This is a genomic window from Paraburkholderia sp. SSBN10T (assembly GCF_056619545.1).
This window is the reverse complement of the sequence record NZ_JBWQQI010000011.1, coordinates 204,739-225,140: the sequence shown is the minus strand read 5'-3', so window position 1 is coordinate 225,140 and position 20,402 is coordinate 204,739. Positions and strand designations below refer to the sequence as shown.

The following is a 20,402-nucleotide window of genomic DNA, read 5'->3' as shown; positions in this document are numbered from 1 at the left end:
GGTTTCAGGCGACTTGGTCCTCACACTCGGTTTGGCGACGATACGCATCTGACGAACGGGGCTCCGATCACATGGAAATAGTGGAAGGAGCATAACGCATTGCCGGTTGCTGCGGCAACACATCGTCTGCCGCGACGTACCGGCAGGCAGTTCACACGGTGCGGCAGTATCGGCAAGCGCAGTCTTAGTGCCCTCCACCACCGCCCGCACCGGCATCGGCCCTGACCGGCCTGGTGACCCAGATCAACGGAATGATGACGATGAAGATCACCGCCGACAACCTGAAGATGTCGTTGAGTCCCAGCATGGCAGCCTGACCGTTCAGGGTGCGCTCAAAGAATGCCATCGCTCTCTCGGCGCCGCCGCCCAAAGTCGCCTGCAGCGAATTGATCACCGCCACGTATGAGGGGTTGTTCGGGCTGGCCTGCTCGGTCAGACGGGCGTGATGCAGGATCGTACGATCGTTCCAACCCGTGCTGAAGAGCGAAGTGCCGACTGCGCCGGCAAACATGCGCACAAAGTTCGACAGACCCGCCGCCGCCGGAATCTTCTGCGGCGGCAATCCAGACAGGATGATGACCGTCAATGGGACGAAAAACAAAGCCATCGGAATGCCCTGCAGCAGGGTCGGCAGCACCAGGGTCCAGGTATCGACTCCGGTGGTGTAGTACGAACGCATCAGGAACACGCCTGCAAAACCCACGAACGCGAGCGTCGACAGAATACGGACGTCCGACTTCGGTACGAGTTTTCCCATGACCGGCACGAGCACGATTGCAAAGAACCCCAATGGTGCGATTGCCAGCCCGGAGTCGATGGACCGATAGCCAAGATATTGCTGCATCCACTGCGGCAACAGCACGAGGTTGGCAAAGAACACGGCATAGGCGACCGAAATGGCCGCAGTACCGCCGAGGAAATTGCGCCCGGCAAAAAGACGCAGATCGACGATCGGGTTAGGCTCCGTCAGCTCCCAGATCACGAACGCCGCAAAACCGATCGCTGCGATCACGGCAAGCGTGACGATCACCGGCGAGTCGAACCAGTCAAGGTCTTTGCCCTTGTCGAGCATGATCTGCAGCGATGCCACCCAGGTGACCAGCAAAGCGAGCCCGACTGCATCGACCTGCAGCTTCACGGTCGGCGTTTCCCGCGTGCGGTAGATGAGCCACGTTACGGTGCCGGCGAACAGGCCGACCGGTATGTTGATGTAGAAAATCCACGACCAGCTATAGCTGTCGGTCATCCACCCGCCGAGCAACGGCCCGACAATCGGCCCCACTGTCGCGGTCATTGCCCACAGCGCGAGCGCCATCGAACTCTTCGATTTTGGATAGGAGCCGAGCAGGATCGCCTGCGAAAGCGGAATCAGAGGCCCCGCCATCGCCCCCTGCAAGACGCGCGCACCGAGCAGGAAAGGCAGTGTCGGCGCCAGGCCACATAGCCACGAAGCAGCGGTGAACAGCAAAATCGCGCAGACGAACAAGCGGATCTGGCCGATCCGGCGCGTGAGCCATCCCGTGAGCGGGATCGACACGGCATTCGATGCGGCGAACAGGGTAATGACCCACGTCCCCTCATCTACCGACACCCCAAGGTTGCCGGAGATGGTTGGAATCGCAACATTGGCGATCGATGAATCAAGCACGGTCATAAAAGTAGCCAGGGTAACCGCAAAGGTGGCCAGCACCAGCTTGCCGCCAGTGAGCGGTGGTGGTGGCGATGGCGGCGCGCCAGGGGATGATGAGGTGTTCAAGTCGTCTCCATGGAATCGGCTGGCGATGCAGGTTGCATGCCGCCAGGCTGCGGATCGGTTTTAGGCTTGTGAGGGCGCGACAGAGGTTTCGTCAGCGCAACTGAAGGATTCAGACGTCCCACAGCAGCAGCGCTGCCGCATGGCACATCCGGCTAGCCGCGTTGGCCCGTTCCTGCGCGATATGAGCCTCGGGTAAAGGCGTCCGGCCACGAAGCCGGCGTGCCGGCTCCGTCGTGTGCAGATGCACGGCGTAGGTGTCCCAAGGCGCTGAGATGCTCTCGTCCAGTTTGCCGGAAGCCTGAGCCATTACCCGCCCTACTTCACCACGGTGATATCCGCAATGAGTCACGACATGGGTCAGCATCTCTTCACGGGTCATATACCCGTCGCTGCCGTCGGTAAATACAAAGGGAATCGATTCGGTCAGCATGGCGGGACTCACCATCCAGACATAGTCGAGATACCAGCGATCGATAGCTGCGAGGCCGGCACGCAGCTCCGCGAGTTCCGGAGTGCCCGGTGTGTTGTCCGCCGCGAAGCGATGACCTTTGCCAAGAAGGTGAGCGGCGAAGATTCTGCTCACCACCAGACAATGATTCATCAGCCGGATCGCAAAACGGCGTTCCGCCGGATGACGCTCCGCGCTCAAGCCGTTCATTGCTTCCAGTAGTTCGCCATTGGCCCACGCTTGATAGCGGAACATCTTGAGCAGTAGTTCACTTGCGCTCATTGTGGCGGCCTCCCAATCCGAATAATATGTGAGCTTGGTTTTCACATTATTCAAGGAGGGGCCTTTACATGTCTACTCGCGTTTCCGGCCCTGAAGCCGCCATGCGCAAGAGGCCGCGCCAAGCCCGTTCCCGGGCTACGGTAGAGACAATCGTGGAGGCAGGGACTCGCGTTCTGGATTCCCAGGGATGGCCCGGATTCACGACCAATGAGGTCGCCGAGGTGGCCGGCATCAGTATTGGCTCGTTGTATCAGTACTTCCCCAACAAGCTCGCCCTGGTGGATGCGATCCGCCGGCGCCACTTCGACGACGTGTTGACGGTCTTAAGGAGCGCTTGCGAGAGCCGACGCGGATCCAGAGATCTGGTCGCCGAGTTCGTCGGCAATATGATTGGCGTGCACAGCAAATATCCGGCGTTGCATCGCACCTTGCGCGATCTGCCGAATCCGGACGGGACGCGATCGACTTTCGAGGCTTTCCAGGCGGAATATTTGCGCCTGTACGGTACGTTCGTGGCGGTGTATTACGGCAACAAGGACGCCAGGGTGAACGAAACGATCGTGCAGATACTGTCGTCCGCGGTCGAGGGCGTGATCCACAACGCCGCTCGACGGGAAGTGTTGACGAAGCCAAAACTGAGACGTGAGCTGATCAAGCTGATGTGTTGCTACCTCGAAGGGGCTTCCTAAATCGCGGAGCCGGTCCGCGCGGCGCCGGGCGGATCGACATAGTCCTCCGCGTCGATGTCGTAGCCGGACGGCTCCCAGCGGATCGCCAGCAACACCAGCAGCGAAGTCAGCGGCGCAACCGCGATCACCCAGAACACTTTCGTGCCGAGCGCAGCCGCCAGAACCGGAAACAGAAACAGCGACACCGTCGAAGCCGAGCGCACCAGGGTCTGGTTGAGACCCACGCCAATGCCGCGAATGGAGGTCGGATAGCTGAGAGAGGCGTAGGTCATCGAGTGCGATCCTGGCCCGAAACCTTGCCCGAACAGATAGCCGCCGAGCAGCAGGATAGCCAGCACCACGAGCAGGCCGCTGCCGGGTTTGCCGATCAAGGCGAGCCCGATCAGCGATGCGAATTGCAGCGAATGCCCCAGCACCGTCATCTTCCATGCTCCGACGGTGGGCGCGGTGCGCACGCCGATCAATCCGCCGACAAAAGCGAACGCCAGATTCAGCGTCAGCGCCGCGACGATCGTCGTGAGCGGGCCTTGATGAAAGAAGCTGGCAATGATCACCGGCAAGCCGAAGATGATCGCGTTATAGCCGAACGACGATGCTGCACCGATCGTAGCAGCGAGAATCGTGCGGCTGCGGTAGGTCCGGTTGAACAGCACGCCGTAGTTGCGCCACGACGCGGCGCGCGGCGCCTTCGTCAGCGTCGCGCTGCGCTCGACCACCGCATCCACGCCATACGAGCGCTTGAGGATGCGCGCGGCCTCGTCCAGATCGCCCTGATTCGCGGCCCAAACCGGCGACTCGCTAATGTAGCGGCTGCGCACGAGAATAATCACGATGGCGGGCACCGCGCCGAATGCGAGCGTCAGACGCCACAGCCAGCCCAGTTGATGTTCGGGCAGGATCGCATACAACCCGAGAATCAACAGATAGCAGGTGCTGGTGGCGGCATACCACGCCGGGCACCAGGCGGCCACGCTGGCCGCCTTGTTGCCCTTGCCTGCCACGCGCGAAAATTCGGCCAGAAAGGCCATAGCCACCGGCAAATCGAGGCCGACACCGAAACCCATCAGAAAACGCGCCCCACCCAGAACCCACGCGTTGGGCGCCAGGCCCGCAGCGATGGCCGCGACCACGAAGAACAGCATGTCGGCCATGAACACACGATAACGGCCAATCCGGTCGGTCAGGTAGCCGCCGAACAGTGCGCCGAGAATGGCGCCAAACGTGATCGCCGACGAAACGAAACCCACCTGTACCGGCGAAAGCGAGAACTGGCGCGCAATGTCCTTGATGCCATAAGCGAGCGAAGTCAGATCATAGGCATCGAGAAAAACCCCGCCGAGAGCGATGGCAATCACGATGCGTGCGTTGCTCCCTTTCGCAGCCCCTGCGCTGACGATGCGCGAGACGTCCTGGGCGGAGTGGATGACGGCGGGACGTGAAGCACTTCCCGCCTCTACTGGCGTGTCGACGCTAGTCGACGGAAAAGCAACGGTAGACATGATGTCGGAGTTCGCACGAGTAGCTGAAGCGTTGCATGGTAGCCATGCACGGTGCATCGGCAAAACGAGGAATTGATATATGCAAATCTGCGTTTTCCCGTGCGCCGGGCAAACCGGTTGCCCCCGCAATTTTCCAGGGCGTCCCATAACCTAAACAGCAAAACGCGGATAAGCATTTGAGGATTCGTTATTGGAGCGCTCCGTTGCCCGTTCTTATACTCGATCACGGTCAGCACTCGCCAGCGAAGAGTGCCAAAACTCCACTGCAGGAATATCTAAATGAGCCTACGTCCTTTGCATGATCGTGTGATCGTCAAGCGTCTCGATCAGGAGACGAAAACCGCCTCGGGCATCGTGATTCCCGAGAGCGCTGCCGAAAAACCCGACCAGGGTGAAGTCCTCGCCGTCGGTCCGGGCAAGCGCGATAGCGACGGCAAGCGCATCGAACCGGATCTGCAGGTCGGCGAGCGCGTGCTGTTCGGCAAATACGCGGGTCAGCAGGTCAAGGTCGACGGCACCGACCTGCTCGTGCTGCGCGAAGAAGACATTGTCGCAGTCGTCCACCAATAACGGAGCAAAGCAAATGGCAGCCAAAGAAATCGTCTTTAGCGACAGCGCACGTTCGAAACTGGTCGAAGGTGTGAACATCCTCGCGAACGCCGTGAAGGTCACGCTGGGTCCGAAGGGCCGCAATGTGGTGCTGGAGCGCTCGTTCGGCTCACCGGTCGTGACCAAGGACGGCGTGTCGGTCGCCAAGGAAATCGAGCTGGCCGACAAGTTGCAGAACATCGGCGCACAACTGGTCAAAGAGGTGGCCTCGCGCACCAGCGACGCCGCCGGCGACGGCACGACGACCGCCACCGTGCTCGCTCAGGCGATCGTCCGTGAGGGTCAGAAATACGTCGCGGCGGGCCTGAACCCGCTGGATCTGAAACGCGGCATCGACAAGGCGGTGAGCGCCGCTATCGACGAGCTGAAGAAAATCAGCAAGCCGACCACCACCAGCAAGGAGATCGCCCAGGTGGCGACGATCTCCGCCAACGGCGAGGAATCGATCGGCCAGCGCATCGCCGAGGCGATCGACCGCGTCGGCAAGGAAGGCGTGATTACCGTCGAAGACGGCAAGTCGCTCGCCGATGAACTCGAAGTGGTCGAGGGTCTGCAGTTCGATCGCGGCTACCTGTCGCCGTATTTCATCAACAACCCGGACAAGCAGGTCGCTGTTCTCGACAATCCGTTCATCCTGCTGCACGACAAGAAGATCTCGAACATTCGCGATCTGCTGCCGGTCCTCGAGCAGGTTGCCAAGGCGGGCCGCCCGCTGCTGATCATCGCCGAGGACGTGGAAGGCGAAGCGCTCGCAACGCTGGTGGTGAACAACATCCGCGGCATTCTGAAGACGGTCGCGGTCAAGGCGCCCGGCTTCGGAGACCGCCGCAAGGCGCTGCTCGAAGACATCGCGATTCTGACCGGTGGCCAGGTGATTGCCGAGGAAACCGGCCTCACGCTCGAAAAGGCGACGCTGGCCGAGCTGGGCCAGGCGAAGCGCATCGAAGTGGGCAAGGAGAATACCACGGTGATCGACGGCGGCGGCGACCCGCAAACCATCGAAGCGCGTGTAAAGCAGATTCGCGTGCAGATCGAAGAAGCCACCTCCGATTACGACCGCGAAAAGCTCCAGGAGCGCGTCGCCAAGCTGGCAGGCGGCGTGGCGGTGATCAAGGTGGGCGGCGCCACCGAGATCGAGGTCAAGGAAAAGAAGGACCGCGTCGACGATGCGCTGCATGCAACCCGCGCGGCCGTCGAAGAAGGCATCGTGCCGGGTGGCGGCGTGGCGCTGATTCGCGTGCGCAACGCGATCGCCGAACTGAAAGGTAGCAATCCCGATCAGGATGCCGGCGTGAAGATCGTCTTGCGTGCGCTTGAAGAGCCGCTTCGCCAGATCGTCTCCAATGCCGGCGAGGAAGCCAGCGTCGTGGTCGCGCAGGTCTCGCAGGGCAGCGGCAACTTCGGCTACAACGCGCAGACCGGTGAATACGGCGATCTGGTCGAATCGGGGGTGCTCGATCCGACCAAGGTCACTCGCACCGCGCTGCAAAACGCGGCTTCGGTGGCAGGTCTATTGCTGACCACCGATGCGACCGTGCACGAAGCGCCGAAGGATGCCGCACCGGCGGCGCCGGCGGGCGGTCCGGTTGCGGGCGGCCCAGGCTTCGACTTCTAGGATTCCTGATATCGCGGCGGTACGCCTCTGGCGCCTGCGACAAGCGTCGCAAGACGTCAGAGGCAGTTACGTCTAAACGGTTTCGGCGGTCTTGTGCCGAAAACTCGCCGCTGCATGTCGCCCGGGCAACTGGTCACCCGCGCCGAACAGCTTGTTGCGCAGCGTACCGTCGCCGTAAGCGGTCTTGTACAGCCCGCGGTTTTGCAACTCGGGCACCACCAGATCGATGAAGTCCTCGTAGCTCTCGGGCACGACCGTGCGGCTGAGATTGAAACCGTCGACGCCGGTTTCCTCGACCCACGCCTGCAGTTCGTCCGCCACCTGGGCCGCGCTGCCGACAATGGCCGGATAGCGCCCGCCCAGTTCGAACATCTCGAGCAGCTTGCGACGGGTCCAGCCGTGCTGCTTCGCCGTGCGCGTTGCCGATTCGATGGCGTTGGTCGGCGCATAGTCGACCGGCGCATCGAGATCGTATTGAGCGTAGTCGATACCGGTGCTGGCCGCGAAATGCGCGAGCCCTGCTTCGCGGCTTGCATAACGTAAATAGTCCGCATACTTCTCGCGCGCTTCGTGCTCGGTGGCGCCCGTCACGACCGCCGCGCCCACGAATACCTTGACGTCGTCCGGTTGCCGCCCGGCTTGCACCAGTTGCTCGCGCAACGTACGCACCGTCTCGCGCCCGACTGCGCGGTTCGGCGGCGAGATGAACACGCATTCGGCATGGCGCGCCGCAAAACGCTGGCCACGCCCGGAGCTGCCCGCCTGAAACAACACCGGCGTGCGTTGCGGCGACGGCTCGGCGAGGTGGTAGCCCTCGACGTTGTAGTAGCGCCCTGCGTGCTTGACCTGATGCACCTTGGCTGGGTCCGCATAAACGCGGCCCGCCTTGTCGCGCAGCACCGCGTCCTGTTCCCAACTGCCTTCCCACAGCTTGTAGAGAATCTCGAGATACTCGTCCGCGCGCTCGTAACGCTCGTCGTGCGGCAGTTGCTCGTTGAGCCCCATCGCGCGTGCCGCGCTGTCGAGATAGCCGGTCACGATGTTCCAGCCAATCCGTCCTTGCGTCAGATGATCGAGCGTCGAGAAGCGGCGTGCCAGCAGATAAGGCTGCTCGTAGGTGAGATTGACCGTCACGCCGAAGCCGAGGTTCTCGGTCACCGCCGCCATTGCCGATACCAGCAGCGTGGGATCGTTGACCGGCAACTGGATCGACTCGCGCAACGTCACCTCGACATTGTGCTGATAGACGTCGTAGACACCTACGATGTCGGCCAGAAACAGGCCGTCGAACAGGCCGCGTTCCAGCGTGCGCGCGAGGTTGGTCCAGTACGGCAGCAGGCGATAGTCGGTGGAGCGGTCGCGCGGATGCGTCCACAGGCCGTGGTTGATATGGCCGACGCAGTTCATGTTGAACGCGTTGAGCAGGATCTGTTTCTTCGCCATCACAAGGCTCCATGCCGCGGCGGCAGCTTGTCGTTGAGGTAGAAGTTGCCCACCGCATGATACTTCCAGCGCACCGGATCATGCAGCGTGTGGGTGCGCGCGTTGCGCCAGAAACGGTCGAGTCCGAGGCCATCGAGTGTGGCGGCGGTGCCGGCCAGTTCGAACAGACGCGAACCCGCGTCCAGCGACACGGTGGTGGTGAGCGCCCGCGCCTCGGCCACGGCGACCGACGCCTCTGCCACCGAGCGATCGGTGGAGTTGGCCTGCGCGGCGTCGACGAAGCGGCCCGCGCGGCGCAACAGCGCCTCCGCCGCACGCAGGCGCACCGCGAGGTCGCCGAACTGCGCGATGGTCAGCGGATCGTCGACGGCCCGTTCGACTTGCGCGTCGATCCATGGCCGCGAGCGCTCGCGCACGAACTGCAAGGCGGCGTCGAAGGCGCCGCGCGCCTGGCCCAGATCGATCGCCGCGTGGATGATCTGCGCAAGCGGTCCGATCGTCGTGGGACGCTCGAACGACACCTGAAACGGCACAACCCACTCGGGTTCGACGCGCACCTGCTCGAACTGCACCGAGCCGCTGCCGGTAACACGTTGACCGAAACCATCCCAGTCGTCCGTGACTGTCACGCCCGGCGTGTCGCGTGGAATGAAGGCCAGATACGTGACGTCGCGCCCCTCGTCGTCTGCGACCACCAGCGTCGGAATCCAGTGCGCGTAGAGCGCACCGGTGCAATAGAATTTCCGGCCATCGACATGCCAGCCGCCCGCCCCACGCGTGAGCCGTGTGCGGCGCTTGAAGTCCTTGTGGCCGATTTCGGCGAGCGCATTGCCGAAGCGCTCGCCCGCCAGCACGCGCCGGTAGAAAAAACGTTGTTGCTCGACACTGCCGCCGACCCGCAGCACTTCCAGCGCATAGAAATGATTCTGCGGAATCTGGCCGAGCGAGCCGTCGGCTGCCGAGATAATCGCGGTCACCTCGGCGAGCGTGCCGTTGCGCACCCCCGCGCCGCCGAATTCGCGCGGCACGGTGATGCCCCACAGCCCGCTCGCGACGAACGCGTCGAGCTCCGCCCACGGCAGTCGTCGTTCACGGTCGCGCAGCGCGGCCTCGGGCGCGAATTTCGCAGCGAGGCGCCGCGCAGCCAGCAGAGCCTGCGCGTCGTCGGTAATCAGGTCGGGCGTCGCAGGTGGGCGCAGTTCGGCAGGCAATGGATTCGCCACCACGTCGTCACGCGTTGCTACGGAGAGCTCAAGAGTCATGTTTCAATTCCACGAGTGACGCGCGGGCTGCACGCGATTCAGGTGATAGTTGCCAAGCAGATGCAACTTCCAGCGAACCGGGTCGTGCAGCGTATGGGTGCGTGCATTGCGCCAATGGCGGTCGAGGTTATGCGCCGCGCGCGTCGCGGCAGAACCGGCCAGCTCGAACAGCTTTTCGCTCGCTTCCAGTGCGATGCGGGTGGTCAGGATCTTCGCTTCGGCCACCGCGACCGACGCACGCGCGCTAGCCTCGGCGTCGATCGATGGCGCGGCGGCAATCGCGTCGAGCGTGTGACCCGCCTCCTGCAGCACTTCATGTGCGGCGTGCAGGTCGATCTGCAGACGGCCGACGTCGGCAATGATGTACGGGTCGTCGGTTGCGTGCTCGAGGCCTGAATCGACCCACGGGCGTGCGCGTTCGCGGACGAAGGCGAGCGTATCGGCAATGGCCGCTTGCGCGATGCCCTGGTCGATCGCCGCCTGAACAAGCTGCGAGGTGGGCCCGAACAGACCCGGACGATCGGCGAGTTGCCAGATCGGCAGCACGTCTTGCGGATCGACCGGCACCTGCTCGAAGGTCACCGTGCCGCTTGCCGTGGTGCGTTGGCCGAACGAACTCCAGTCGTCGACAACCTTGAGACCAGGCGCCTCGCGCGGCACCCAGACCTGCACGGCGCGGCCTTCGTCGTCCGTTGCGCGCGCCGGAACGCGATGCGCAAAGAGCGCACCGGTCGAATAGAAACGCTCGCCGTTCAGGCGCAGGCCATCAGGGGTCGAGGTGAGGCGCGTCGTGCCGTGCAGAATGGTTTTGACGCTCGCCGAGCGGCGCTCCGGGCCGGCATTGCCGAGCCGCTGGCCCGCCAGAACCTCGCCGTACAGGCGCGCCTTCTGCGCCGGCGTGCCGATCTCGCGCAACACGCCCAGCACGCCGAAATGATTCTGCGGAATCTGGCCCAGCGCCGGATCGGCGGTACACAGGATCACAAAGACTTCCGCCAGCGTTGCATACGACACGTCGGCGCCGCCGTATTCGCGCGGCACCGTGATCGCGCCAAGACCGCTTTCCGACCAGAGATCCAGTTCGGCCCACGGCAGCAGGCGTTTGCGGTCGCGCTCGGCAGCGTCTGCCGCGAAGTGTTCAGCGAGTGCGTGCGCGGCGGCGATCGCTTGCGCATCGTCGGCAATGCGCCGCACACGATCTGGATCGGGACGCCGCGGCAAAGCTGCGTCGGCGGAGGGAGAATCGAGAGTGGACATGATGGTTCGTATCGACAGAGATGACACCCGTTCGCCCGCAGCGCGTGACTCCCTTGTGATGGAGAAGCGCACAGCCTGCGTAACGCTTGTGGCGAACAGGTTGAATCGTCTATTGGACCAGTCGAGGCGTGCCACGCCTACTATCGAATTGGAACTTGCTTATGAGGGATTCCGATTTTACGAGAGCGTTGCGTCCTTCGTGACGATCTTGCGTGGAATCAGCTTCAACTCGTAGAACGTGTCCGCAATTCGCTGCTGCTCTGCAAGTACCTCGGCGTCGATCGGCTTGTAGACGTGCGCATAGTGCTCAAGACCGATCTGGATGACCGATGCGTCGATCCCTTGAACGGGCGCGAGCTCGGCGGCCGCGGCAACGGTGTTCTGCTTCACCCATTGCCCTTCCTTGCCGAGCTCTTCCATGACGATCGCGATCACGTTCTGACGCTTTTGCGCGAACTCACGCTGGCTGAGAAAGAACTCGTGATGACTGGCTACGCCCTGCGCATCGGCCAGCAGGCGCGCGTTGCCTTGCGTCTGTGCTGCGGCGAGAAACGGATCCCAGATCGCCCACGCGTCGACCGCGCCTTGCTCGAGAGCCGCGCGTGCATCGGCGGGCGCCAGATAGACTGGCTGAATATCGCCGAAATCGAGACCGTTCTTGCGCAGCAGTGCGACGATGAACCAGTGAACATCCGAGCCCCGGTTGAAGGCGATCTTCTTTCTCTTCAGATCGGTCACGCTTTTGATGGGCGAGTTCCTGGGGACGACGACGCCTTCAGCATGAGGCGTCGGAACTTCGTACGCGGTATAGACGAAGTCCGCTCCTGCAGCTTGCGCGAACACCGGTGGGGCCTCGCCGACATAACCGAAATCGATCGCGCCGACATTCAGGCTCTCTAGCAGTTGCGGTCCAGCCGGAAACTCGTTCCACGAGACCTTGATGCCAAGCGGCGCAAGCCGCTTTTCGAGCGCGCCATGCGCTTTTAGCAGCACGAGCGTGCTGGCGGACTTCTGATAGCCGATTCTGAACTGATCGGGTTGAAACTTGGCCCACGCCGGCAGTGCGGAGCCTGCCAGCGTTGCGCCCAAAGCGGCAAGGAAAGTCCGGCGGCCCCGGAGTGTCGAGTGGTTCATCGTCGCGCGTCCATGGTTGATGCTTCCGTTTCCAACGAAGCCGAAAATCGTACGCCTCACGCGCCATGCGTCGAAGTGATCTTTCGCGGAAAGCAAATATCCGTTTGTGGATAGAGCGCGTGCGAACTTTTCATATATGCCTCGGCAGATTTAGCAACCAACGGAAAAGTATTTGCCAGCGACCTCCCTCATTACATAGCATTCGCCCATCATCAACCACACGACCACTGTGTCTCATGAATAAAAGAAACCTGCTGAAAACCGCGCTGGCCACCGTTGTATTCGGCCTGGGTGTCGCCACCGCGCAACTCTCGCTGGCTGCACCGCAAACCCTGCGCGTCGGCATCATGTCTGGCGAAGATGAGGACGTGTGGCGCGTCGTCGCCGCGAACGCCGCCAAGCAGGGTCTCACCATCAAGATCACGACGTTCTCCGATTACACGCAGCCCAACGAGGCGCTCTCGGAGCACGACCTGGACGCCAATTCGTTCCAGCACAAGCCGTATCTCGATGCGCAGATCAAGGCGCGCGGCTACACGATCGTGCCGGTGGGCTATACCTACGTGCAGCCGATCGGCTTGTATTCGCGCAAGGTGAAGTCGGTGGCCGATCTTCCGGATGGCGCCACTATCGCCGTACCGAACGATCCGAGTAACGAAGGGCGCTCGCTGCTGTTGCTGCAGGCACAGCATCTGATCACGCTGCGTGCCGACGTCGGCCTGCTGCCGACCGCCCGCGATATCGCGGACAATCCGAAGCATATTCATATCAAGGAGCTCGATGCCGGTATCGTGGGCCGTGCAATCGGCGATGTGGACGCTGCCGTGATCAATACGGACTGGGCCATCAAGGCCGGCATCAAGATCCCGCAAGAACGGATCGCACAGGAGCAGGTGAACGGCAATCCGTACCGCAACTTCCTTGCCGTCAATGCGAAAGACGCGAACGCGCCGTGGGTGAAAACGCTCGTGCAGAGTTATCAGCAGCCTAATGTGGCTACCGAAATTCTCAGTGTCTATCATGGTGCGACGCTGCCGGCGTGGAATGAGACAAGCCACTGATTGCATCGCTAGCGCAAAGTCTTAGCAGTCTTTCAAAACAAAACGGAGGGCCGTCAACCGACGGCCCTCCGTTCCGTGAAACACCCGCTACCTCAGCACCGCGGCCGCATTCAAACCGGGCCGCCGCGCCCCACCCTCACTTCTGCTGCTTCAGATACTGCTGCACATCCTTCATCGTCACCGTGCCGCTACGCGCGGTATCGATCTGATCGAAATGCGCCGCCACATAACCGAGCCCATCGGTTTGCGCTTGGGCTTTCGTGATCGCAGCACCGTTCTGCAGCGCGCCTTCTGCGCCGAGACTGCTGGCAAGACGCTGTTGCGCTTGCCGTTGCAGCGTGACGCCGGTAGTAGGCGACGCCGCCGCGTTGTGCGCGCGCGGAAAGAACGGTCCATCGACGCCGCCATTCGTCGGCACTGCATCGGAAACAGACTGCACCGGCGCCGCGTAAGCGCTAGCCGCAGCGGCGCACAAAACCGCCGTCGAAGCCACAAACCGCAAGACAGGATTAAAACGCATGAGATGACTCGCAAGAAAAGCGAGCAGGCCGCCGTTTCAGCGCGGCCGGCTCAAGATGGATTTAAGGCGCAACTTTCGTTGCAGTGAGCGTCGGCGTCCCAGCAGGACTCTCGTCCGACCACGCAGCGGGCAGATTGGCGAGCGACAGCGCCCCGCCGATCTGCGAACCCGCGAAGTACGACTTCAGGTCCGCCTTCATCTGCGGCCGCGCGTTGTTGTCCAGATAGATCATGTGGCCGCCAGGATAGAACGTGACCTGCAGGTTCGCGTTCAGGCCGGAGACCGTCTGCAGACGCGCCAACTGGTTCTCGGTCAGGAAATACGGCGTCGCCAGATCGTGATAGCCGTTCGCCGACAATACCTTCAACTGCGGATTCAGCGTGAGCGCCGCCAGCAGATCCGGAATCGTATCCGGCACGGCCTGGCCGTCATGGCTGAAATCCCACGAACCGATGATGTCGTTATTCAGCGTCTGATAGGTCGCGTTCGGCGCGTTGTAGCCGAGATATGCCGGCATCTGCGTGGCGAGCGCCGTGGTGAACGGCTGCGAGATCAGAATGTCCGACGGGTCACCGTCCGCCTGCAGGCGCGGATCGCTGTTCGGCAGCGAGACACGGCCATCGTAACGGCCGATGGTCGAACCCGGCACCAGCGCAGTGCCGTAGTACGCGTTGCCGAAGTACGCATTGAGCGCTTGCGGCGACAGACTGGTAAGGCTCGACCACGACGCGATCGTGTTGCTGCTCGGGAACACTGGCGGCGTCGTAAGCACAGGCGTGCCGGCGAAGTTGTTCGACGGTCCGTACTGGGCCAGCGACGAGTACTGCGTGGTCACGAAATTCTGGATCTGCTGCGCGTACGCGCCCAGATTGACCGGCGCCGGCGAGACCTGGTTGAAGTACGCCGCCACCTGCGCGTAGGTCACGAAGTAACCGATCATCGAATCCGTGCTGTATTTCAGCTCGATCGGAAAGTCGCTGGCGTTATTGTTCGTGATGGCGTTGGTTTCGCCCACGTCCGCGAAGTAATTCAGAATTGACGATTGCAGCACGATCCCGCTCAGGTGAACCCCGGCCGACTCGAGAGACAGCGCCAGCATATTGGTGCGCGGCGTGCCATACGATTCGCCGTACAGATAGATCGGCGAACTGCCGCGGTTGTTCGCCGTCAGATAGCGCTGGATGAAATCGCGCATCACCCGCACATCCGGATCGGCGCCCCAGAAGGTCTGGTTGGTATTCGGCGCAATCGCTTCGGACAGGCCGGTGCCCGGGGGATCGATAAACACCATGTCGGTCGTGTCGATCAGGCTTTCCTGGTTGTCGACCAGCGGGAAATTCGGCCAGTTGGTCATCTGCGGGTCAGGCGTCGCGACGCGGGTCGGCGCAAACGAGCCAAGCCGCAGCCACACGGACGAGGAACCCGGGCCGCCGTTGTAGAAGAAAGTGACCGGGCGCGGCGCGCCGTTGGTCGAAGGAGCGGTGTACGCCACGTACGACATCGTCGCCTGCGGCGTGCCGTTCGGATCGCTGGCGGTCAGGTGGCCGGTGGTGGTCGTGTAGTTGACCGTCGTGCCGCCGACGCTCCATTGGTGATGGATCACCGCCGCCTTTTCGGAAACCTGCGCGGCGCTCAGGCCGTCGCTGCCCTTGGGCGAATACGCGACCGGGTCGATGAACTTCTGGTCGGCCTGAGTCGGCGTATCGGTGCTGCCGGTCACGCTGCCGCCGCAACCGGCGGTCGCGAGAATCCCGGCGGCCATCGCCACCTTCGCGATGCGGCGGACCTGCCCCGCCCAGACGGCGGGCATTCCTCGTTGTGTTTCTTTCATCTTCGTCCTGTTTTTAGTTATGCGAAGCAACCCTTGCGTTGCTTGAACGCTGCTACTGCGTGCTATTGCCACGTGCCGCTTGTGTGGCCGCTTGTGCGCCGTCCCGGACGTCCCCGCCGTGCTGCAGACGTTGACGCCCGGCAACGACACAAGCCGGTCTGCCTGAAGCGCTGCGTCAGGCCGTCGTCGAGGAGCCCGACAGCAGCTCCCACCAGCTATGGAACAGGCTTGCGAGCATGCTGAACAGGTCAGCCGGGCTGCCGGTGTCGCTGCTGCCCGCGTTGCCGTTCGAGGCGGTGGCCGGCGCCGAACCGAAGTCGGTGTTCAGCTTCGCGATGTTGAAACTGCCCCAGCCGGTATCGAGGTCGAAACCCGTGGTGGCGCTGTAGCCATACGTGACGCCGCCCTGGGTGATGCCGTTGTTGCCCGACACGACGCTGTGCACGAGGCTCGGGTCGGCAGGCACCTGGCTGTAGATCGTCGAGGCGGGGAACGCCAGCGCGTTGTTGTTGGCCGACTGCACGCGCGCCCAGATGCCGGAGAATATCGGCGCCGCGAGGCTCGTGCCGCCGATCACGTTCGGATCGTTCGGGCCGTAACCGGGGATCGTGCCGGTGGTTTGCCCCTGATAGACGAGGATTGCGCCGCTGGCATTGTCCGCATCGAAGCCGATATCGGGCACGGTGCGCTGCTGCTTGCCGGTGACGGCCGACTGCCAGCTCGGCGCGGTTTCGTACTGGCTGATCCCGCCGCCTGTCGCCCATAGCGCCCCGCTGCTGTCGAGCCCCGAATTCCAGACGGTTTCGTGGTCGTACTGGCCGTTGTTCGTATAGAGCGAGGTGCCGCCGACCGCGATCACGTACGGCGAGGTAGCCGGCTCGCTGACGCTATAGGTGCTCAGGTTCGACGGCGGCACGCCGTTCTGGCATTCGTACACGCCATGGTCGCCGGCCGAGACCGAGAAGGTCTGCCCTTGCGCCATCGCCACCTTGAAGATCGCATCGTCGGCGGATTGCGAGCCGCCTTGCTGGGCATCGGCTTCGCAGACACCAAGCGAGACGTTGATCACCTTGGCGATGTTGTCGGACACCGCCTGGTTATAGGCGGCCGTAATGTCGCTCAGATTCATCGACGGCGCGTCATAGAACGTCAACTGGTTAACTGCGCCGCCCGCGGCGCCGACGATCGACTGGCTGTCCAGGTTCCATTCCACCGTGCCGGACGTATCGCTGTAGTCGCTGCCGGACGCGCCGGTTTGCACGACATGGGTCGACACCGTGCCGAGCGAGTTGTTGCTGGTGAAGGTCTGCAGATCCGACAAGGTCTGCGTGAGATCGCCTTCGGAAATAATGCCGATGGTCGTGCTCGAAGCCGTCGGCGTGCTGCCGGCGCCGTACAGGCCCGAAAACTCGACCGGGTTGTGCGGAACCGCAACGGCCTGGGCGGCGGCGTTCCTACGTGTCGAAAGGTCGACGCTTGCGCCCGGCTGAACCGGTTTGGCAAGGTGATAGTTGGTATGCGCGGTCACGACGTTCTGCAAACCAAGCACCGTATCGACCACCTCGGCCAGTGCGGAGGGCACCTGTGCATCGCCCGCATTGGCGTAGACCTGGCGGCCGGCGTCGTTAAACTGCACGAGGCTGGTGTTGAACGCCGCCTTTGCCGTCGCAGCCGTGCCGTCGGCCGTCACCAGCATGCGGTTCTTCGCCACCTGAACGTTCGTGAAGCCTGCCTGAGTCAGGTACTGTTGGACGGCCGCCACTTGCGCCTCGGTCGGAGCGTAGGTGTCGAGAACCTGTTGCGGCGTCAGGTATTGGCGGAAATTCGGACTGCCCGGTTGATTGACCTCGTGGATAAACTTTTCCAGCGCCTGCTGGTTACGCAGTTTCAGCGTGACAACCACATGTAATGGTTTATTTGCGGCGACCGCAGCAGTCGCATTGGATGCAGCCTGCGGCGTGACCAATACGCCATTTTCCGGCGCACTTTTTTGCGGCGCAATAAATGCACGGGTTTTAGTGGAAACCCAATCCTGGGAATTGACCTCGGCATGAGCTGCCGAAACCAGAAGACCAGTCGAAGATAATCCGATCAACGATAAAACCGAGATACGACGCGTTGCTGTCGAAAAACGTGCGACAAAAGACGATGCCGGTAATGGCATAATGCCTCCTCGTGAGAACAAGCGGCCACCTGCTGACCAGCACGGTAGTGCTGGGCTAACAAAATGTATTGGATTGCGTGAGATACACGTTCTCCATCACACCTATCCCCGTTGGCTAGTAATTTTTTGTAAGGAGAATCTTATCCGAACTGTTTTAACTGACAAGATGCCAATAAAGATTTTACATACGTAAAATCGACGTGCATTTTGAATATGGGATCTGTGTTTTGCATCAGAAAATCGTGGATATTTTTATCTGTTTTGAATCACCGGTTTTAAATACCGATATACGGGTAATCCCGTATGCAATCATTACCTTGTTGTTTCTGATAAGAAGTGTGTGGAAACGGGTTTCGCGTGAGCGGGCATTGCCGCCGGATCGAAGCAAAGCCGCAGGGTGCGGCTCGGCTCCCGCAACCCCCCACCCTGCCCGCCGCTAGCCTAATCTGGCACAATTTAGCCCCACAAATCCTCCGATGGCCCTTCCCGCCGCCGGTGTAGCGTCATATGCTTGGCCGATCCGGGCCAGTGACTGCGTTCAGCGCAACGCCCTCATATCAATCCGTCAGAGAGACATCGAACATGGCCACCGTCACGCCACGCGCAAGCAACGCCAACCTGTCGGGCTTGCTCAGCAGCGGCAGGCTCACCCTCGGCACGCGCATCGTGCTCAGCTTCGGCGCACTGTTCCTGCTCATGGTCGTTATGGCCGTGATTTCCTATACGCGCCTGCGTTCCATCGACGACGAAGCGGTAAGCCTGCGCCGCGACTCCGTGCCGGGCCTGTACTACGCCACGGCGCTGCGCGCGGCGTCGAACGAAAGCTATGCCGCGCTCGAGCGAGCCATCTTCGTCGACCCTGATGCGCCGAGCATGACGCACGACCTCGACCTCCTGCCGGACGTCCTGCGCAACTTCGACAAGGTCGCCGCCGACTACCAGAGCACCGTCTTCCGCGACGACGACCGCGAACGCTACAACAGCTTCAAGGCCGCCTACGAGCAATATCTTCAGCTCTTCAACGACGCGGTGAATCAGGCCCGTACCTCGCGGTCGGCCGCCCAGGCCGACTTCATCCATCTGACGCCCGCATGGAACAACGTGATTAGCGCCGCCAACGTGCTGGTCGCGGAAAACCACACCCAGGCCGACGACTCGGCCGAGATGATTCGCAGCTCGGTCACCGGTACCGAAGTCACGCTTGCCACCGCACTGGGCATCGTGCTGCTGGTCGCGCTCGCGACCGGCTATACGCTGTTCCGCGCGGTGACCGTACCGATGGCGCGGCTCGTCGAAGTGCTCGACATCATGCGCACCGGCAATCTGGCGCAGCGCCTGAACCTGCGCCGCAGCGACGAGTTCGGCACACTGGAGAATGGTTTCAACCGCATGGCGGAAGAACTGACGAGCCTGGTTTCGCAGGCGCAGAAGTCGTCCCTGCAGGTCACGACTTCGGTCACCGAGATCGCCGCCACCTCCAAGGAACAACAGGCCACCGCGAGCGAAACCGCCGCGACCACCACCGAGATCGGCGCGACCTCCCGCGAAATCTTTGCGACCTCGCGCGACCTGTTGCGCACGATGAACGAAGTCGCTGGTGTGGCGGAGCAGTCGGCGACGCTGGCGGGCGCGAGCCAAAGCGGCCTGACGCGCATGGAAGACACCATGCGCAGCGTCATGGAAGCGGCCGGCTCGGTCAACGCCAAGCTGTCGATCCTCAACGAGAAGGCGGTCAATATCAATCAGGTGGTGGCGACCATCACCAAGGTGGCCGATCAGACCAACCTGCTCTCGCTGAACGCCGCCATCGAGGCCGAAAAGGCCGGCGAATACGGACGCGGCTTCGCCGTGGTCGCCACCGAAATCCGCCGCCTTGCCGATCAGACCGCGGTGGCGACCTACGATATCGAGCAGACCGTCAAGGAAATCCAGTCGGCGGTGTCCGCCGGCGTGATGGGCATGGACAAGTTCTCCGAGGAAGTGCGCCGCGGCATGCGCGACGTGCAACTGGTGGGCGGACAGCTCTCGCAGATCATCAACGAAGTGCAGACGCTCGCACCGCGCTTCCAGCTGGTCAACGAGGGCATGCACACCCAGGCCACCAGCGCGGAGCAGATCACCCAGGCGCTCTCACAACTGTCCGAGGCCGCGCAGCAGACGGCGGAGTCGCTGCGTCAGTCGTCGCAGGCGATCGACGATCTGACGCTGGTCGCCAATCAGTTGCGCACCGGGGTATCGCGCTTCAAGATCGAGGCTTGACGTACCGCTTGCGCACCTTGCTCATCTCGACCCTCTCACGCTAAACACGGGCCATCGCCATGCTCTTCCTCCTGTTCGATCTGGACGGCGACCGCTACGCGCTCGACGCGGCCGGGATTGTCGAGGTGCTGGCGCTCGCGCCCACCAAGTCGATTCCCGGCGCGCCCGCGTGGGTGGCCGGGATGTTCGAGCGGCACGGCGAGCCGGTGCCGGTGATCGACGTATCGCAACTCGCGCTCGGACGCCCTGCGCACCGGCTGCGCTCCACCCGCCTCGTGCTGGTTCGTTATCGTGCGCACGAGGCCGCGGCCATGCGTGGCGAGAGTGGCGAGCCGCCGGCGCATCTGCTCGGCCTGATCGTCGAGCGCGCGACGCAGACGCGCAGCATCGAACGCGAGCGGTTCCTCGATAGCGGTCTCGCCACGCCGCACGCGCGCTGGCTCGGCCCGGTCGCGAACGATGGCATGGGGCTCGTGCAATGGGTCGAGGTGCAGCAGATGCTCGGCGACGACGTAAAGGCACTGCTGTTTCCGCCCGCCGCCGCACCAGCGCAGGCCTCGCTGTAACGAGCCG

General features: G+C 62.5%; 16 protein-coding genes. 6 read left to right on the top strand and 10 right to left on the bottom strand.

Annotated features, from left to right (window positions below):
- Positions 1 to 184 precede the first annotated feature (184 nt).
- Positions 185 to 1,756: a DHA2 family efflux MFS transporter permease subunit gene (locus AC1ECK_RS18965; RefSeq protein WP_480321495.1), complete on the bottom strand. Its 1,572-nt coding sequence runs from the start codon at positions 1,754 to 1,756 to the stop codon at positions 185 to 187.
- A gap of 109 nt (positions 1,757 to 1,865) precedes the next feature.
- Positions 1,866 to 2,531: a DinB family protein gene (locus tag AC1ECK_RS18960; RefSeq protein ID WP_480321493.1), complete on the bottom strand. Its 666-nt coding sequence runs from the start codon at positions 2,529 to 2,531 to the stop codon at positions 1,866 to 1,868.
- Between the two features lie 23 nt (positions 2,532 to 2,554).
- On the opposite strand from AC1ECK_RS18960, the gene AC1ECK_RS18955 reads away from it, so the two are divergent.
- Positions 2,555 to 3,175 carry a TetR/AcrR family transcriptional regulator gene (locus AC1ECK_RS18955; protein WP_480321491.1) on the top strand — a complete coding sequence of 207 codons (621 nt, stop codon included), beginning with the start codon at positions 2,555 to 2,557 and terminating at the stop codon, positions 3,173 to 3,175.
- Here the strand turns inward: AC1ECK_RS18955 and AC1ECK_RS18950 are convergent.
- Positions 3,172 to 4,674 (bottom strand): MFS transporter, encoded by a 1,503-nt coding sequence (locus AC1ECK_RS18950; RefSeq protein ID WP_480321489.1) that lies wholly within the window; start codon positions 4,672 to 4,674, stop codon positions 3,172 to 3,174. The two genes, AC1ECK_RS18955 and AC1ECK_RS18950, sit on opposite strands and share 4 nt — an antisense overlap.
- 279 nt (positions 4,675 to 4,953) lie before the next feature.
- Between AC1ECK_RS18950 and AC1ECK_RS18945 the strand changes: the two genes are divergently transcribed.
- Together AC1ECK_RS18945 and groL are read left to right on the top strand one after the other, a co-directional pair.
- Complete coding sequence (locus AC1ECK_RS18945) at positions 4,954 to 5,244, top strand: co-chaperone GroES (RefSeq protein ID WP_480321487.1); 291 nt, start codon at positions 4,954 to 4,956, stop codon at positions 5,242 to 5,244.
- Between the two features lie 13 nt (positions 5,245 to 5,257).
- A complete protein-coding gene (groL, locus tag AC1ECK_RS18940) occupies positions 5,258 to 6,898 on the top strand; it encodes a chaperonin GroEL (RefSeq protein ID WP_480321485.1) in 1,641 nt (546 codons plus the stop codon).
- Between the two features lie 72 nt (positions 6,899 to 6,970).
- Here the strand turns inward: groL and AC1ECK_RS18935 are convergent, their stop codons facing one another.
- From AC1ECK_RS18935 to AC1ECK_RS18920, 4 genes are all read right to left on the bottom strand, one after another.
- On the bottom strand, positions 6,971 to 8,341 hold the full coding sequence (locus AC1ECK_RS18935) for an LLM class flavin-dependent oxidoreductase (protein ID WP_480321484.1): 1,371 nt from the start codon (positions 8,339 to 8,341) through the stop codon (positions 6,971 to 6,973).
- Positions 8,341 to 9,603, bottom strand: a complete 1,263-nt coding sequence (locus AC1ECK_RS18930; protein ID WP_480321483.1) for an SfnB family sulfur acquisition oxidoreductase — start codon at positions 9,601 to 9,603, stop codon at positions 8,341 to 8,343. The genes AC1ECK_RS18935 and AC1ECK_RS18930 overlap by 1 nt, the downstream gene beginning before the upstream one ends.
- 3 nt (positions 9,604 to 9,606) lie before the next feature.
- Positions 9,607 to 10,860, bottom strand: a complete 1,254-nt coding sequence (locus AC1ECK_RS18925) for an SfnB family sulfur acquisition oxidoreductase (protein ID WP_480321482.1) — start codon at positions 10,858 to 10,860, stop codon at positions 9,607 to 9,609.
- Positions 10,861 to 11,037: 177 nt separating this feature from the next.
- A complete protein-coding gene (locus AC1ECK_RS18920; protein WP_480321481.1) occupies positions 11,038 to 11,994 on the bottom strand; it encodes a sulfonate ABC transporter substrate-binding protein in 957 nt (318 codons plus the stop codon).
- Positions 11,995 to 12,230: 236 nt separating this feature from the next.
- Between AC1ECK_RS18920 and AC1ECK_RS18915 the strand changes: the two genes are divergently transcribed.
- A complete protein-coding gene (locus AC1ECK_RS18915; RefSeq protein ID WP_480321480.1) occupies positions 12,231 to 13,055 on the top strand; it encodes a MetQ/NlpA family lipoprotein in 825 nt (274 codons plus the stop codon).
- 136 nt (positions 13,056 to 13,191) lie between these two features.
- Here AC1ECK_RS18915 and AC1ECK_RS18910 read toward each other — a convergent pair whose 3' ends face one another.
- The 3 genes from AC1ECK_RS18910 to AC1ECK_RS18900 form a co-directional block, all read right to left on the bottom strand.
- Positions 13,192 to 13,575, bottom strand: coding sequence for a hypothetical protein (locus tag AC1ECK_RS18910; RefSeq protein ID WP_480321479.1), 384 nt, complete (start codon positions 13,573 to 13,575; stop codon positions 13,192 to 13,194).
- Between the two features lie 61 nt (positions 13,576 to 13,636).
- Positions 13,637 to 15,337 (bottom strand): S10 family serine carboxypeptidase-like protein, encoded by a 1,701-nt coding sequence (locus tag AC1ECK_RS18905; protein WP_480321565.1) that lies wholly within the window; start codon positions 15,335 to 15,337, stop codon positions 13,637 to 13,639.
- Positions 15,338 to 15,581: 244 nt separating this feature from the next.
- Entirely contained in the window at positions 15,582 to 17,570 is a 1,989-nt protein-coding gene (locus tag AC1ECK_RS18900) for a S53 family peptidase (protein WP_480321478.1), read from the bottom strand.
- Between the two features lie 582 nt (positions 17,571 to 18,152).
- Between AC1ECK_RS18900 and AC1ECK_RS18895 the strand changes: the two genes are divergently transcribed.
- Entirely contained in the window at positions 18,153 to 19,829 is a 1,677-nt protein-coding gene (locus tag AC1ECK_RS18895) for a methyl-accepting chemotaxis protein (RefSeq protein ID WP_480321477.1), read from the top strand.
- Between the two features lie 59 nt (positions 19,830 to 19,888).
- Positions 19,889 to 20,395, top strand: a complete 507-nt coding sequence (locus AC1ECK_RS18890) for a chemotaxis protein CheW (RefSeq protein ID WP_480321476.1) — start codon at positions 19,889 to 19,891, stop codon at positions 20,393 to 20,395.
- Positions 20,396 to 20,402: the final 7 nt, after the last annotated feature.